11 protein-coding genes are annotated in these 13,811 nt (G+C 67.1%); 4 read left to right on the forward strand and 7 right to left on the reverse strand.

Annotation, left to right across the window (positions count from 1 at the left end; genetic code table 11):
- Positions 1-247 precede the first annotated feature (247 nt).
- Entirely contained in the window at positions 248-1,732 is a 1,485-nt protein-coding gene (locus ACP7C5_RS10995; RefSeq protein WP_426264285.1) for a lipopolysaccharide biosynthesis protein, read from the forward strand.
- Between the two features lie 3 nt (positions 1,733-1,735).
- Here ACP7C5_RS10995 and ACP7C5_RS11000 read toward each other — a convergent pair whose 3' ends face one another.
- The 7 genes from ACP7C5_RS11000 to hisS form a co-directional block, all read right to left on the reverse strand.
- Positions 1,736-2,164, reverse strand: coding sequence for a CBS domain-containing protein (locus ACP7C5_RS11000; RefSeq protein WP_354287141.1), 429 nt, complete (start codon positions 2,162-2,164; stop codon positions 1,736-1,738).
- A gap of 93 nt (positions 2,165-2,257) precedes the next feature.
- Positions 2,258-3,841: a DUF4139 domain-containing protein gene (locus ACP7C5_RS11005; RefSeq protein ID WP_426264286.1), complete on the reverse strand. Its 1,584-nt coding sequence runs from the start codon at positions 3,839-3,841 to the stop codon at positions 2,258-2,260.
- A complete protein-coding gene (locus ACP7C5_RS11010; protein ID WP_426264287.1) occupies positions 3,775-5,190 on the reverse strand; it encodes a DUF4139 domain-containing protein in 1,416 nt (471 codons plus the stop codon). The genes ACP7C5_RS11005 and ACP7C5_RS11010 overlap by 67 nt, the downstream gene beginning before the upstream one ends.
- Before the next feature lie 128 nt (positions 5,191-5,318).
- Positions 5,319-6,413 (reverse strand): DUF4167 domain-containing protein, encoded by a 1,095-nt coding sequence (locus tag ACP7C5_RS11015; protein WP_426264288.1) that lies wholly within the window; start codon positions 6,411-6,413, stop codon positions 5,319-5,321.
- 255 nt (positions 6,414-6,668) lie between these two features.
- On the reverse strand, positions 6,669-7,487 hold the full coding sequence (gene prmC / locus ACP7C5_RS11020) for a peptide chain release factor N(5)-glutamine methyltransferase (protein WP_426264611.1): 819 nt from the start codon (positions 7,485-7,487) through the stop codon (positions 6,669-6,671).
- Positions 7,488-7,602: 115 nt separating this feature from the next.
- Entirely contained in the window at positions 7,603-8,676 is a 1,074-nt protein-coding gene (gene prfA, locus ACP7C5_RS11025) for a peptide chain release factor 1 (RefSeq protein WP_189676269.1), read from the reverse strand.
- Positions 8,673-10,004 carry a histidine--tRNA ligase gene (gene hisS, locus ACP7C5_RS11030; RefSeq protein WP_426264289.1) on the reverse strand — a complete coding sequence of 444 codons (1,332 nt, stop codon included), beginning with the start codon at positions 10,002-10,004 and terminating at the stop codon, positions 8,673-8,675. Before hisS ends, prfA begins: the two co-directional genes overlap by 4 nt.
- A 244-nt stretch (positions 10,005-10,248) precedes the next feature.
- On the opposite strand from hisS, the gene ACP7C5_RS11035 reads away from it, so the two are divergent.
- The 3 genes from ACP7C5_RS11035 to ACP7C5_RS11045 all read left to right on the forward strand — a co-directional run bounded on the left by ACP7C5_RS11035 (position 10,249) and on the right by ACP7C5_RS11045 (position 13,783).
- Positions 10,249-11,076 (forward strand): sulfite exporter TauE/SafE family protein, encoded by an 828-nt coding sequence (locus ACP7C5_RS11035; protein WP_426264290.1) that lies wholly within the window; start codon positions 10,249-10,251, stop codon positions 11,074-11,076.
- A 60-nt stretch (positions 11,077-11,136) separates the two neighbouring features.
- Complete coding sequence (locus ACP7C5_RS11040) at positions 11,137-11,784, forward strand: DUF1345 domain-containing protein (protein WP_133191579.1); 648 nt, start codon at positions 11,137-11,139, stop codon at positions 11,782-11,784.
- An 88-nt stretch (positions 11,785-11,872) separates the two neighbouring features.
- A complete protein-coding gene (locus ACP7C5_RS11045; protein WP_426264291.1) occupies positions 11,873-13,783 on the forward strand; it encodes a M61 family metallopeptidase in 1,911 nt (636 codons plus the stop codon).
- Positions 13,784-13,811 lie beyond the last annotated feature (28 nt).

Genomic DNA, 13,811 nt, shown 5'->3' on the forward strand with positions numbered 1-13,811 from the left:
CGACAATGTCAAAGAGCGCAAAATACCGACGCTAAGGAAATGCCCTCTTTTCAAAGAGCCCCTCGGCGCCGACAATTTGGTGACTGCAGAAGCGAACCGTCCGGTCCGTCGCTGCGGTGACACCCCTCTAGGTCCACGCCCTGATTCGGTCAAACCCTTTTTTGCACTTTTCTTGCAATCCCGCGTCAATCCCGCAGAAACGCTCGGGTTTAGGCTCCTTAAAGGCTTTGCGGCTAAGGGTTGCTCCATGACCGCCGCCGCCGACGCCCCGATTCCCGCCACCGAATCGCTATCCAATCAGGTGCGCAGTGCGGTGATCTGGCGTTCGGGCAGCCAGATCCTCGCGCAGCTGGTGCAATGGTCCTCGACCTTCCTCGTCATCCGCATCCTCAACCCGCACGATTACGGGCTGTTCGCGATGACCGGCGTGGTGCTGGTGTTTCTCAACATGCTCAACGGCTACGGCCTGGCGAGTGGGTTGATCCAGAAGCCGCAGGTCACGCCACGCGACATCCGCCAGCTGTTCGGGATGCTGCTGCTGCTCAACGGGCTGCTCGCCGCAGCGCAGGTGTTCATCCTCGCCCCCGCCGCCGCCGCTTACTATCGCCAGCCGATCGTCGCCCACATGCTGCAGGTCCAGGCTTTGCTCTATGCGACCACCCCGTTCATAGCGCTGCCCTACGCGCTCCTCTCGCGTACGCTCGACTTCAAGCTGCAGGCGCGCGTCAACATCCTTGCCTCGATCGCCAGCGCAAGCGCCGCGCTCGGCGGCGCGTTGGCTGGACTGGGCGTGTGGACGTTGGTGCTCGCCCCACTCGTGTTGTTCGGCGTGCGTGCCATCGGGATGACGATCGCCGCAAAGTCGCTGATCTGGCCGAGCTTCGACTTTCGCGGATCGGGCACGCTCGCGCGCTATGGCGGGGTGATGGCGATCGGCCAGCTCTTCTGGTTCGCGCAGAGCCAAGCCGACGTGTTCATCGCCGGCCGGCATTTCTCGCCGCACGAGCTGGGCCTCTACACCGAGAGCCTGTTCCTGACGCAGGTCTTCGTCTCGAAATTCGTGCCGCCGCTCAATGAAGTCGCGTTCTCGGCCTATGCGCGGATCCAGCATGACAGCGCGGCGGTCGCAAACGCGTTCGACCGGTCGGTGCGGATCGTGATGCTCGCGGCGCTCCCCTTCTATTTCGGGCTGGCAGCGACCGCGCGGCCGCTGGTCGACGCGGTGCTCGGCGACAAATGGAGCGGGACCGCGCCGGTCGTCCATCTGCTCGCGCTCGCGATGCCGTTCATGACCTTGCAAGTGCTGCTGCAACCCGCCTGCGATGCGCGCGGGCGCCCCGGTATCGGCGTCGGCAACGGCGCATTTGGCGCGCTGGTGCTGTCGAGCGGCTTCCTCGTCGCGGTGCAATGGGGCGCGACCGGCCTCGCCACCGCGTGGATCCTCACCTATCCGATCTATCTCGGCTTCAGCCTGTGGCGCTCGCTTCCCGTGATCGGGACCAACCTTCGCCGAATCTTTTACGCGATCTCGCCGGCGCTGTGCGCGGCAACCGCGATGGCACTGTGCGTCACCTTCGTGGCGGCGCTGCTCCCGCCGCTACCCGACTGGCCCGACCTTGCGATCCTCGTGACGACCGGTGCGATCGTCTATGTCGGCTGGCTGCTCGTGTTTTCGCGCGGCGCGGTGCGAGAGCTCATCGCGGTGGTGCGCAAGCAGCCGATCCCGACCTGACCCTCACGCCGACTGGATGTAGCTGCGCATCGCCTCGGCATCGGCCTCGATCTTGTCGATGCGATATTTGACGAGATCGCCGATCGAGACGAAGCCGACCACGCGGCCCTGCTCGACCACGGGCAAATGCCGGATCCGCCGCCGCGTCATCAGCGACAGTGCGCCGATCACCGCTTCGCCCGGGGCGACGGTGATCGGCGGCGCGGTCATCGTGTCGCCGACGCTGCGCGTCATCGCAGCGCCGCCATGCGCGGCGATCGCGTGGATCACGTCGCGTTCGGAAAAGATGCCGACGACCGCATCGCCCGCCATCACTGGGACCGCGCCGACGCGGCGCTCGGCGAGCAGCGCGACCGCGTCGCCGACGGTCTGCTCGGCGGTGATCGAGACCACCTCGCCGCCCTTGGTGCGAAGGATTGCCGCGATCGTCATTGGCTCTCTCCTGTCTGCGCTCGTCAGCCGAGTCTCTCAGGCGCTGGAGGATTCCACGTTTGGCAGCGCTTGGGAAGCCGCGCCCCGCAATCGCTAGCGATCGGCCGATACGCGATAGCCCAGCCCGCGCGTGGCATTGGCGGGAAGCTCGATCGCCCAGACCAGCTTGCCGTTGGTGTGCGTCAGCGCGCTCGTGGGATGCGACACGCGCGGCGCAATCCGCGGATCGAACTGCAACTCGAACCGGACGGGATGAGGATTGGCGTTGCGCAGGGTCAGCGCGACGTCTTCCCACGCCTTGCCGCGATTGGCGCCGCTCTCGCGCGGCGTCGTCTCGAGCGTGACTTGCGTCGCGACCGCCAGATTCGCCTCGACCAGCTCACCGACTGCCTTGTCGTCGATCGCCCCTTCGCCGATCAGCACGGCGGCATCGCCGCGCGGCTGAAACACCGCGACCGGCCCGGCGGGAAGCGGCACGCCGAGCCCCTTCGCCCTACGATTGAGCGCGCGCAGCGTGAGGTGCGGCGCGCCGGCCTCGCCCGCAGCGTCGACCGTCGCGACATACAGGATATCGACCGGCACGGCTTGCCGATCGAGCAACGCCACTTGTTTCTGCGCGAGCGCTGCGACCGTCGTGCGATCGGGCACGCGGTAGAGCTTGAGGTCGCCGAGATCCTCCTGCGTCACCCGGCGCGGCGCGCGCATCGCCATTCCGGTCACGACGATATCCATTGTCTCGGCTGGCGGCGGCGGGGGCGGTGCGCCGGGCACCAAATCCGCGATCGGGTGCGCAAAGCAGTGAAACGTCAGCGGTGCACTGCCGCGCGCATATGGATAGGGCGCGCGGTCCTCGCGCTTCACGCGCCCGGCGACGACCATCGTCTCGGCATCGGCGAAGCTCGTCGAATCGCCGCTCGCGAGCGTGACCCAGGCGAGCAGGTCGGCGCTGCGGCCGTCCGGCTTCAGCGTCGCGACGTAGTTCGCCTGCCAGTCGAAACCCCAGGCAAGATACGACAGCGTGATCGTGACGGTCGCAGCGCGCGGCGAGTCGAGCGCGACCGACAAAGTCGGTTTGGACGACAGCCCCGACGCGATGCCATTATAGACCAGCGTCTCCGTGGCCGGCCCGCAATCGACCGCGACCACGCCGTCGCGCGTCTGGACAATCGCCGCGCCATCGGGGCTCGACCGGATGATCGCGGATTCTTCGACGCTCCGCTTGGCGATGGTGCGGCGAAGCGTGACGGGGCGGCCGAAAGTCCCCGCGTAGAGGCTGCGCGGCGACAGCAGCTCGGCATCGAGATTCTTCTCGCGAACGCCATTCGGCAACCCGGTCACGATGGCGCTTTCGGGCAGGATCCCCGCCGCGACACCCTCGAAGCGGAGCGTCGTGCGCCCAGCCGGGATTGCCACGCGGCGCTGCTCGGTGATCAGCGCATAGCCGCCCAGCCAGCTTAGATCGATCGGCGAGTCCGCCGATCGATCGGGCGCGCGGTAGATTGTCACCGCAACGCGGTCGGGCGCGGGCGAGACCGTCTGCGCGGGCGCCGCGCGCGCGACGACCGCGACGAGCAGCACGCTCAGCCATCGCAGCGCGCGGCGCACCGGGCTCAGTACCGCGTGTCGAAAGTCGCGGTCACGCTCGCCGTGCCATTGGCGGGGACGCGGACGTGCCACACCGCCTCGTCGGCCGTGACGCGCTCGCTCGGTTGGCTCTCCGTCACGACGCGGGTGTCGTGCCACCAAGTGTCGAGCCCATCCTGCGCGACCTCGACGACCGCTTCGGTCGCGCGCGCATTGGTCAGCGTGTAGCGCATCGTCGTGCGCCAGCGATCCGCCGAGATCCGCTCGCGTTTTTCGACCACCGGCAGCATCTTCACGTCGAACGCCTCGCCCGTCTTGAGCGCGAGCCGCGAGCCCATCGGCGTGTGCGGGATGGCGCTTTCGCCGATGAATTGCGGTGCGCCGCGCGCATCGCGCATATAGACGCGGACGGTCCCCGCGGGGAGCGCATCGCCGAGCCCGCCGTCGCGCGACGAACTGAAGGTCAGCACGGTATCGACGCTCTTGGCTTCGCTCTGCGTCGCGAGCCACGGGTTGCGATAGAAATACGCCTTGGCAGCGGGCGACCCGGCGACGTCGAGAAAGCTGACTTGCTTGGTCTGCGCGTTGGCAATCGTGGTGCGCTCGGCGAGCGGGTAGAGGTAGAAATCGCCGAGCTGTTCGCGGTTGGCAGTCTCGGTGCCCGACTGGTTGCCGCGCGGCGTGGTCGGGCGCGCGGAATAGCGCGGGCCATTGCCGTCCTCGGCGCTGCCGACCGATCCGGCGACGAGCAGCGTCTTGGCGGCGGTGAAGGTCGTGCCGCTGGTGTTGTTCAGCGTGATCCAGCCCTGGACGTCGAGCTTGCCCGCCTTTTCATCGAACAAGGCGACATAATCGGCCTTCCAGCCGAGCCCGCGCGACAGATAACTGAGCGTCGCCGGGCGCGTCCCCGCCGCATCGCTGTCGAGCGTGACCGACAAGGTCGGGCGCGCGCGCAGATTGGGCGGGAGCGTCGGGAAGATCACGCGACCGGCGCTGCGGTCGAGCACTTCGATCCGGCTGCCGATCTGGACGATCGTGCCGCCATTGTTGGCGAGCACGCGGGCCTCCTCGCGCGTCTCGGCGCCGGTCGCGGGGTTGGTGCGGACAAGCGTGACGGTCTGGCCGACCGCCTTGTCCATCAGCTTTTGCGGCGAGAGCAGGTCGTAATCGAAATTCTGCTCGACGATACTCGCGCCCGTTGTCTTGAGCGTGACCGTTTCGGGGCGGATCGCGGCGGAGACGTCGGCGAAGTCCTGGCGGCTGCGGCCGCGCGGGAGCGCGAGTTGGCGCGTGTCCTGGATCAAGGCGAGATCGTTATTGTAGATCGTGACCGCGACGTCGCCCTGCCCCGAGCGCGCGCCTTCGTCTTGCGGTAGGGCGGTGGTCTGCGCGCAGGCGAGCGCGGGGGCCCACAGCATCGTCGTCGCCAGCCAGATCCGCATATCGCCTCCCCACTTCGTATCTTGGGGAATAGGCTAGGAATATAACGACGGTGTTACAATCCCTTCGCTGCGGCGAGCGTGTGGGACGCTCACCCCGGCGCGCGGCCGGGGTGAGGAAGAAGGTTTGCTTATTCGACCGTGGTTGCCGCGGTTGCGGGCGGGCGGCCGCGACGGCGGCGTGGCTTTTCGACGAGGTCGCCTTCCTGGCCGAACTCGGGCTCGACGACTGCCGAGACGTTGAGCGACGGCGGCAAGCGATCGGCGGCGAAACCGTTATCCTCGAAACCGGCATCGTCCGATCCGGCTGCGTCGGACGTGACGGGCGCTTCGACGATCGGCGCGACTTCGCGGCGTGGACGACCACGCCCGCGACGCGGCGCTTCGGCGACGGGCTCGACCGGCGCTGCGGCGTCGAGCGGAAGCTCCGCACCGGTGGGCTGCGCTTCGGCGACGGGTTCGGGCGCGCGCGACACGCGGTCGGGGCGCTCGTAGCGCTCGCCGCGCGGCGGGCGCTCGGCACGTTCTTCGCGCTGCGGCTCGGCCTGGCGATCGTAACCGCCTTCGCCATTGCCGTTCACGCGACCGCGCGGACGATCCTCATAACCCTGCGCGCCTTCGCGCTGCTCGCTGCCGTGCTGCCCATTCGACTGCCCGTTCGCCGCAGCATGATTGGACTGGCCGTTTTGCGCGTAACCGCGATTGCCGTCCTGACGGTTACCATCCTGGCGGTTGCCGTCCTGCCGATAGCCGTTCTGGCCGCCGCGCTGCTGATCGCCGCGCGGTTGTTCCTGGCGCGACGGATCGTGGCGTTGCTGCTCCTGACGGGGCTGCTCCTGACGGGGCTGCTCCTGACGGGGCTGCTCGACGACGCGCTCGCCCTCGTCCTCGTAATCGGGCTCGTCCTCGTCGAGCGTCGCGCCCTGGATCCGCTTGGTCGAGACCGCGCCACCGTTTTCCTCGAAGCGCGCGCGCGTTTCGGCGAGCACGCGGAAATAGTGATCGGCGAACTGGAGGTAATATTCGACGTTGACGCGGTCACCCTGCATCTGCGCGTCGCGCGCGAGCGTCTTGTATTTCTCGAGCAATTGCGCGGCATTGCCGCGGGCGCGATTGTCGATGCGGTTGCCGGTGTCCTGACGACCCGGATTTCCACCACCACCCGACGAGCGCTGCTGCTGCCCGCCACGGCCGCGACGGCGGCCGGCCTGACGATTATTGATCAACGTCTTGTTGTCCTGTCCTTGGGAACCAACCTGGTCACGCTCCAGAAATATGGATGCAATGCCTCCTGCGCGCCGGCCACCGACCATCGGCACTGCGCGCTTGCCAGCGTCGCCGGACGGGGCGACTGCATGACGATGGAGGCGGACACCAGCCCATTTTCAACCGACTATGGTGAGAATGCGTGCCCCTGCGCCGTCCAATAGCGGGTCGCGGGGCAATCTCCAAGCACAATATTGTGCTGATCGAACGCAATATCACGCGCTGTGCGTTGCGATCAGCGCGCGCGGGTGGCGCGCGAGATCGTGCCGCAGCGCGACCGCGAGGCCTTGTGCGGCGAGCAACGCGGTGACGGCAGGCGCCTGGGTCGAGCCGATTTCAAGGATCGCGGCGCCACCGGGCGCGAGCAGGGCGGGAAGCTGCGGCGCGATGCGACGATAGTCGTCGAGCCCGTCGGCGCCGGCGAACAGCGCCATGCCGGGTTCGTGCGCACGGACCTCGGCGGGGAGCGGTTCGTCGGCGCCGATATAGGGCGGGTTCGAGAGGATGAGGTCGAACACGCCGTCGAGACCGGTCGCCCAATCGCCGGTGCGGAATTCGGCACGGGTCGCGAGGCCGAGCGTGGCGGCGTTGCGCGTCGCATAAGCGAGCGCCTCGGGTGACGCATCGACGCCGAGCCCGGTCGCGCCCGGCCATTGATCGAGCGCGGCGAGCAGCAGCGTGCCGGGACCGGTGCCGAGATCGAGAATCCGGCGCGGTCCGGCCTTGCCGAAATGCGCGAGTGCTGCGTCGAGCAGCGTCTCGCTGTCGGCGCGCGGCACGAGCACGCCCGGGCCGACCGCGAGTTCGATCGTCCAGAAGGCGCGGGTGCCAGTGATATAGGCGATCGGCTCATGCGCGAGGCGGCGCGCGAGCAACGGGCCAAAACTGTGCGGAGTGGCGGAATCGAGCCGGTTGAGCAGGAGCTGCTCGCGGGGGATGCCGAGTGCATGCGCCATCAGGAGCTCGGCATCGAGGCGGGGGGTTTCGCTGACGTCGGCAAGGAAGTTCGTGGCGGCGGAGAGCGCCGACCGTATTCTCCCCTCCCCTTCAGGGGAGGGGCTGGGGGTGGGGGAAGCCTCGCAGAGATCTGGCGTCGCGCACTTCCCCACCCCAACCCCTCCCCTGAAGGGGAGGGGCTTTTCGGGCTCGTCACGCATCGAGGGCGGCCAATCTTTCGGCCTCGTCCTGCGCGATCAGCGCGCCGATCAGTTCGTCCATCTCGCCCTGCAAGATCTCGGGAAGCCGGTGCAGCGTCAAATTGATGCGATGATCGGTCACGCGCCCCTGCGGGAAATTGTACGTCCGGATCCGCTCGGAACGATCGCCCGACCCGACCATCGATTTCCGCGCGCCCGCGCGCTCTTGGTGGAGCCGATCGCGCTCGGCCTCATACAGCCGCGTGCGCAGGACCCGCATCGCCTTGGCCCGGTTCTTGTGCTGCGACTTTTCGTCCTGCTGGATGACGGTCAGCCCAGTCGGGATGTGCACGATCCGCACCGCCGAATCGGTGGTGTTGACCGACTGCCCGCCCGGCCCCGACGAGCGATAGACGTCGATCCGCAGGTCCTTGTCGTCGATCTTGACGTCGACCTCCTCGGCCTCGGGCAGCACCGCGACGGTCGCCGCCGAGGTGTGGATGCGCCCCTGCGCCTCGGTCGCGGGAACGCGCTGGACGCGGTGGACGCCGCTTTCGAACTTCAGCTTGGCGAACACGCCCTTGCCCTCGACAGAGGCGATCGCTTCCTTGAACCCGCCGCTTTCGGAAGAAGACGCGGAGATCAGCTCGACCCGCCACCCCTGCGCTTCGGCATAGCGCTGGTACATGCGGAACAGGTCGGCGGCGAACAGCGCCGCCTCGTCGCCTCCGGTGCCGGCGCGGATCTCGAGCATCGCGGCGCGCTCGTCAGCGGCGTCGCGCGGGAGCAGCGAGAGCGCGAGCTTCCGTTCGGCATCTGGGAGCGTGTCGCGGATCGTCGCGATTTCCTCGCGCGCCATCAGCTTGATCTCGGGGTCGCTCTCCTCCTCCATGCTGGCGAGCACGTCGAGCTCGGCGCGGAGCCGCCTGACCTCGCCCGCCGCGCGCGCGATCGGCTCGAGCTCGGCATAGTCCTTCGAGACCTGGACGAAGCGGTCCGACGGCAGATCGCCCGACGCCATCAGCGCCGACAGTTCGTCGCGCCGCGCCTCGATCTGCAGGATGCGTTCGGGGGAGATCGAGGTCATCGCGGGCGCCAGATCAAGGCGATCCCCGTTCCGATCAAGGTGGCAGCATCGTCCCCGCCAACCGCGATATCGGCGGACAGCGCCTTCAAAACAGAGTCCGCCCTGTCCTCGAGCGCGACGGGCCCGGTCCCGATCTTGCCGAGCTTGAGCGATGCTGCGGTGCCGCCCTCGACGCCCACACGCCCGACGAAAAGAACCTCGGTCACATTCGCGCGCCGCGCGCGCTCGACTTGGCGCTTCGCATTACCGGCGAACGCCGCCGCAACGGACAGACCGCTGCGCCGAAGGCCTGCCACCACGCGAACGGCATCGAGCGGATCTGCGTCATTCTCGGTCACGACCGCGATATCGACCTGGTCGACCGTCGGCTCCTCGAGCAGCATCGCCAGCCGCTCGATCCCCGCCGCCCAGCCAACACCCGCCGTCTCCGGACCGCCGAGGCTGCCGATCAGCCCGTCATAGCGCCCGCCCGCGAGCACGGTGCCCTGCGCGCCGAGCCGGTCGGTGACGAATTCGAACGCGGTGTGGCGGTAATAATCCAAGCCCCGCACCAGCCGCGCGTTGCGCGTCCACGCCACGCCAGCCGCATCGAGCCCCGCCGTCACCGCGTCGAAGAACGCGCGCGCCTCGGGCGTCAGATAGGCGTCGATATCGGGCGCGCTGTCGGCGACCGGCCGATCGCGCGGGTCCTTAGAATCGAGGATGCGCAGCGGGTTCTTGTCGAGCCGCGCGAGGCTGTCCTCGCTCAGCACGTCGCGGTGCGCCTCGAAATGCGCGACCAGCGCCGCGCGCCACGCGTCGCGCGTCTCGGCGTCGCCGAGCGTGTTGAGCTGGAGCGTCACGCCATCGGCGATGCCGAGTTCGCGGAGCAACTGGTCCGCCAGCACGAGCAGCTCGACATCGGCGGCGGGCTCGCTCGCGCCGATCACCTCGGCGTCGATCTGGTGGAACTGGCGAAAGCGCCCCTTTTGCGGACGCTCGTAGCGGAACACGGGCCCATGCGTCGCGATCTTGAGCGGCGCGTATTGCTGCCAGCCCTCGGTCAGATAGGCGCGCGCGATACCGGCGGTGAATTCGGGGCGCAGCGTCAGCGAATCGCCGCCGCGATCCTCGAAGGTGTACATTTCCTTCGACACGACGTCGGTCGTCTCGCCGAGTGAGCGTGCGAACACCGCGGTGCTCTCGAACACGGGGATGTCGACGCGCTGGAAGCAATAGAGTCGGCGGACGCGTTCGAACGTCGCGATGACGTGTGCGAAACGACGCTGCTCCTCGCCGAAGATGTCCTGCGTGCCGCGGATGCGTTTTGGGGTTTCTATGCGGGCCATAAGGGTGCGTTCTCTATGCGAGCGTTCGGGCGAACGCCAGATGGTTGTGGATTCTGCTCCCCTGCGTGGAAGGGAGGGGAGGAAGAGCGGCTTGACACGTCCGGCTCCCGCGCCGCAGCATAAGCGTAACGGGGGCGGCAACAGTCCCCATTTCAGCATCCGCAGGATCTCACCCGGCTCGTTTCGGAAAGGTCGCCATGCGTCTGTTTGCCGTGTCCGTTGTCCCATTCCCGCGTGCCAGCGCATGAGCGCCGTGCTCGCCTGGGCGCCCGCCATCCTCGCCATGCTCGCCGCCGGGCTGTTCGCGGGCTTTGCCGCCGGACTGTTCGGGATCGGCGGCGGCTTCGTCGTCGTTCCCGCAATGATCGCGCTGCTGCCGCTGCTCGGCGGCGCGAAGGGCGAATATACGCATGTCGCGATCGGCACCTCGTTCGCGACGATCGTCGTCACCGCTTTGCGCTCGACGCTCAGTCACCACAAACGCGGCGCGGTCGATTTCGAGATCCTCAAGACCTGGGCGCCGTGGATCATCCTCGGCGTCGGTGTGGGCGTGCTGCTCGCACAGCGGATGACGGGGCAGACGCTGACCTTCATCTTCGCTGGCGGCATCGTGCTGATGTCGATCAATTTCCTCGTGCCCAGGCTCGCGCGGCGCCAGGTCAGCGACACGATGCCGAGCGGCCTGCCCCGCGCCGCGATCGCCGGTGGGCTTGGCCTCTTCTCCTCGTTGCTTGGGATCGGCGGCGGGACGGTCGCGGTGATCGTGATGACGCTGTGCGGCCGCTCGATCCACAAGGCGATCGCGACCGCCTCCGGGTTCGGCTTCATCATCGCGGTGCCCGGCACGATCGGCTGGATCCTGATCGGGCTCGGCAAGCCCGGCCTGCCGGTCGGCTCGCTCGGCTATGTCAATCTGCTCGGCGCGGTCGTCATCACCTCGATGTCGATCCTCACCGCCCCACTCGGTGTCGCCGCGGCCCATGCGCTGCCGGCCGAGCCGCTCAAGCGCGTGTTCGGCGTGTACCTGCTGTTCATCGCAGGGGTGATGGCGAACCGCGCGCTGCAGATGTGACAGAAACGTTATGTTTGCGCGAGGATTTCACCCCGCACAAAAGCGCGGTAGCTCTGTTGCATGAGTCTGAATCTCGGCAACAAGGTCGCCCCGCCCCGCTTCATCCTGTTCGCGACACTGTTCGTGATCGGGCTATTCGTCGCCATCCCCCCGCTCGGCTGGGGGCGCGGTGCGATGGCGGCGTTCGACGTCGCCGCTGCCGTGTTCCTGATCGCGATCTCGACGCTGCTCGGCCACGGCGAGGCCGACAAGATGCGCAAGGCCGCCGCGAACAACGACGCCAATCGTGCCGGGCTGCTCGTGCTCACCGGCGTGACGATGCTCATCATCCTCACTTCGGTCGCCAAGGAATTGCAGGGCAAGACGAGCGTTGCCGCGACCGTATTGGTGATCGCGACGCTGGTGCTTGCGTGGCTGTTTTCGAACACCGTCTATGCGCTGCATTATGCGCATCTCTTCTATTCGGACTGCGACGATGACGGGCAGGATTCGGGCGGGCTCGATTTCCCCGAATGCGCCGAGCCCGATTATTGGGACTTCCTCTATTTCAGCTTCACGCTCGGGATGACCTTCCAGACCTCCGACGTCGAGATCTCGTCGCGGCGGATGCGGCGCGTGTCGCTCGGCCAGTGCCTGGCGGCGTTCGTGTTCAACATCGGCGTGCTCGCCTTCACGATCAACGTGCTCGGCAGCAGCAGCGGGTCGTAGCGGAATCGCGCGGCGGGGGGCTGGACGGCGCGCGCTTCAACCGCTTTAACCACCGCCAAAGCCGCTCTTCCCAAGAAAGCTCCCCTGCATGATCCGTCGCGTCGCGTTCACCGCCCTGTTGCTCGCCACCACCGCATCGCCGGTGCTGGCCGAAAATTCCAAGCCGCAGCCGGTGCCGATCGTCGACACGATCCCCGAAGCGCGCGACACGCCCTTTCCCGGCACGATCAGCCTCGACATCGACGCGACCGACACGACGCGCGGCATCTTCACGACGCGCGAGACGATCAGCGGCGTGAGCGCGGGCCACATGGTGCTGCTCTTCCCGAAATGGCTGCCGGGCAACCATTCGCCGACCGGCCAGCTCGACAAGCTCGCCGGCCTGCACATTCGCGCGGGTGGCAAGGAGGTCGCGTGGACGCGCGATCCGGTCGACGTCTATGCCTTCCACATCGAAGTGCCGGCGGGCGCAAAGAACCTCGACATCGACTTGCAGTTCCTCTCGGCGACCGCAGGCGACCAAGGCTCGGTGGTGATGACCCCGAACATGCTGCGGCTGCAGTGGAATTCGATGAGCCTCTATCCCGCGGGCTATTTCACGCGCCAGATCCCGGTCAAGGCTGTGGTCAAATACCCGATTGGCTTCACCGCCTCGTCGGGCCTGCCGTCGAAGGCGAACGGCTCGACCTATGCCTATCAGCTCACCAATTACGAAGTGCTGGTCGATTCGCCCGTCCTCGCCGGGCGCTATTACAAGCAGTGGCCGCTCTCGCCGCGCGTCAATCTCGACGTCTATGCCGACACGCCCGCCGAGCTCGCTGCAACGCCCGATCAGATCGACGCGCACAAGCGGCTGGTCGATCAGGCGGTCAAGCTCTACGGCGCGCAGCATTACGACACCTATGAATTCCTGCTGTCGATCTCCGACGTGATGGGCGGGATCGGGCTCGAGCATCACCGCTCGTCGGAAGACGGCGTGAAGCTTGGCTATTTCACAAAGTGGAAGGACGGCCCGGGCTCGCGCAACCTGCTGCCGCACGAATACAATCACAGCTGGGACGGCAAGTTCCGCCGCGGCGCCGATTTGTGGACCCCCGATTTCCGCATGCCGATGCGCGGCAGCCTGTTGTGGGTCTATGAGGGCCAGACGCAGTTCTGGGGCTATGTGCTGCAGGCGCGCTCGGGGATCGTGTCGAAGCAGGATACGCTCGACGGCTATGCCGCGATCATGGCCGAGCTCGACAACCGCCCGGCACGCAACTGGCGCGACATGGTCGATACGACCAACGACCCGACGATTTCGCAGCGCCGCCCCAAGGGATGGACGAGCTATCAGCGCTCCGAGGATTATTATAACGAGGGCCTGCTGGTGTGGATGGAGGTCGATTCGATCCTGCGCCAGCAATCGGGCGGCAAGAAATCGATCGACGATTTCGGCCGCGCCTTTTTCGGCCTCAACGACGGCGATTACGGCGAAGTCACCTACACGTTCGACGACGTGGTCAAGACGCTCACCGCGATCCAGCCGTACGACTGGGCCGGTCTGCTCACCAAGCGGCTGACCGAGACCGGCGCCCCGGCCCCGCTGAAGGGCTTTGAGGCAAACGGCTACAAGCTGGTCTATACCGAGGAGCCGACGCTCGCCTTCAAGAATGCCGAGGCCGCACGCAAGAACACCAACCTCACCTTCTCTCTTGGCCTGACGGTCGACAAGGACGGCAAGCTGACCGGCGTCGGCTGGGATTCGCCCGCGTACAAGGCCGGGCTGACGATCGGCGACAGCATCGTCGCGGTCGACGGCACCGCCTTCTCCGACAGCGCGCTGAAGGGCGCGGTCACCGCCGCCAAAGCGCGCAAGACGCCAATCGTTCTGCTGGTCAAAAGCAACGACCAGATCAGCCCGGTCAGCATCGACTATCACGAGGGCTTGCGCTATCCGCACCTCCAGAAGATCGGCACCGGAGAGGGTGGACTGGACCGTTTGCTGGCACCGCGTTAAGGCCGATTTTCTTCCATATTATTCAGTG

This window comes from Sphingomonas sp. PWP1-2 (genome assembly GCF_049898305.1).
GTDB classification, from domain to species: domain Bacteria; phylum Pseudomonadota; class Alphaproteobacteria; order Sphingomonadales; family Sphingomonadaceae; genus Sphingomonas; species Sphingomonas glacialis.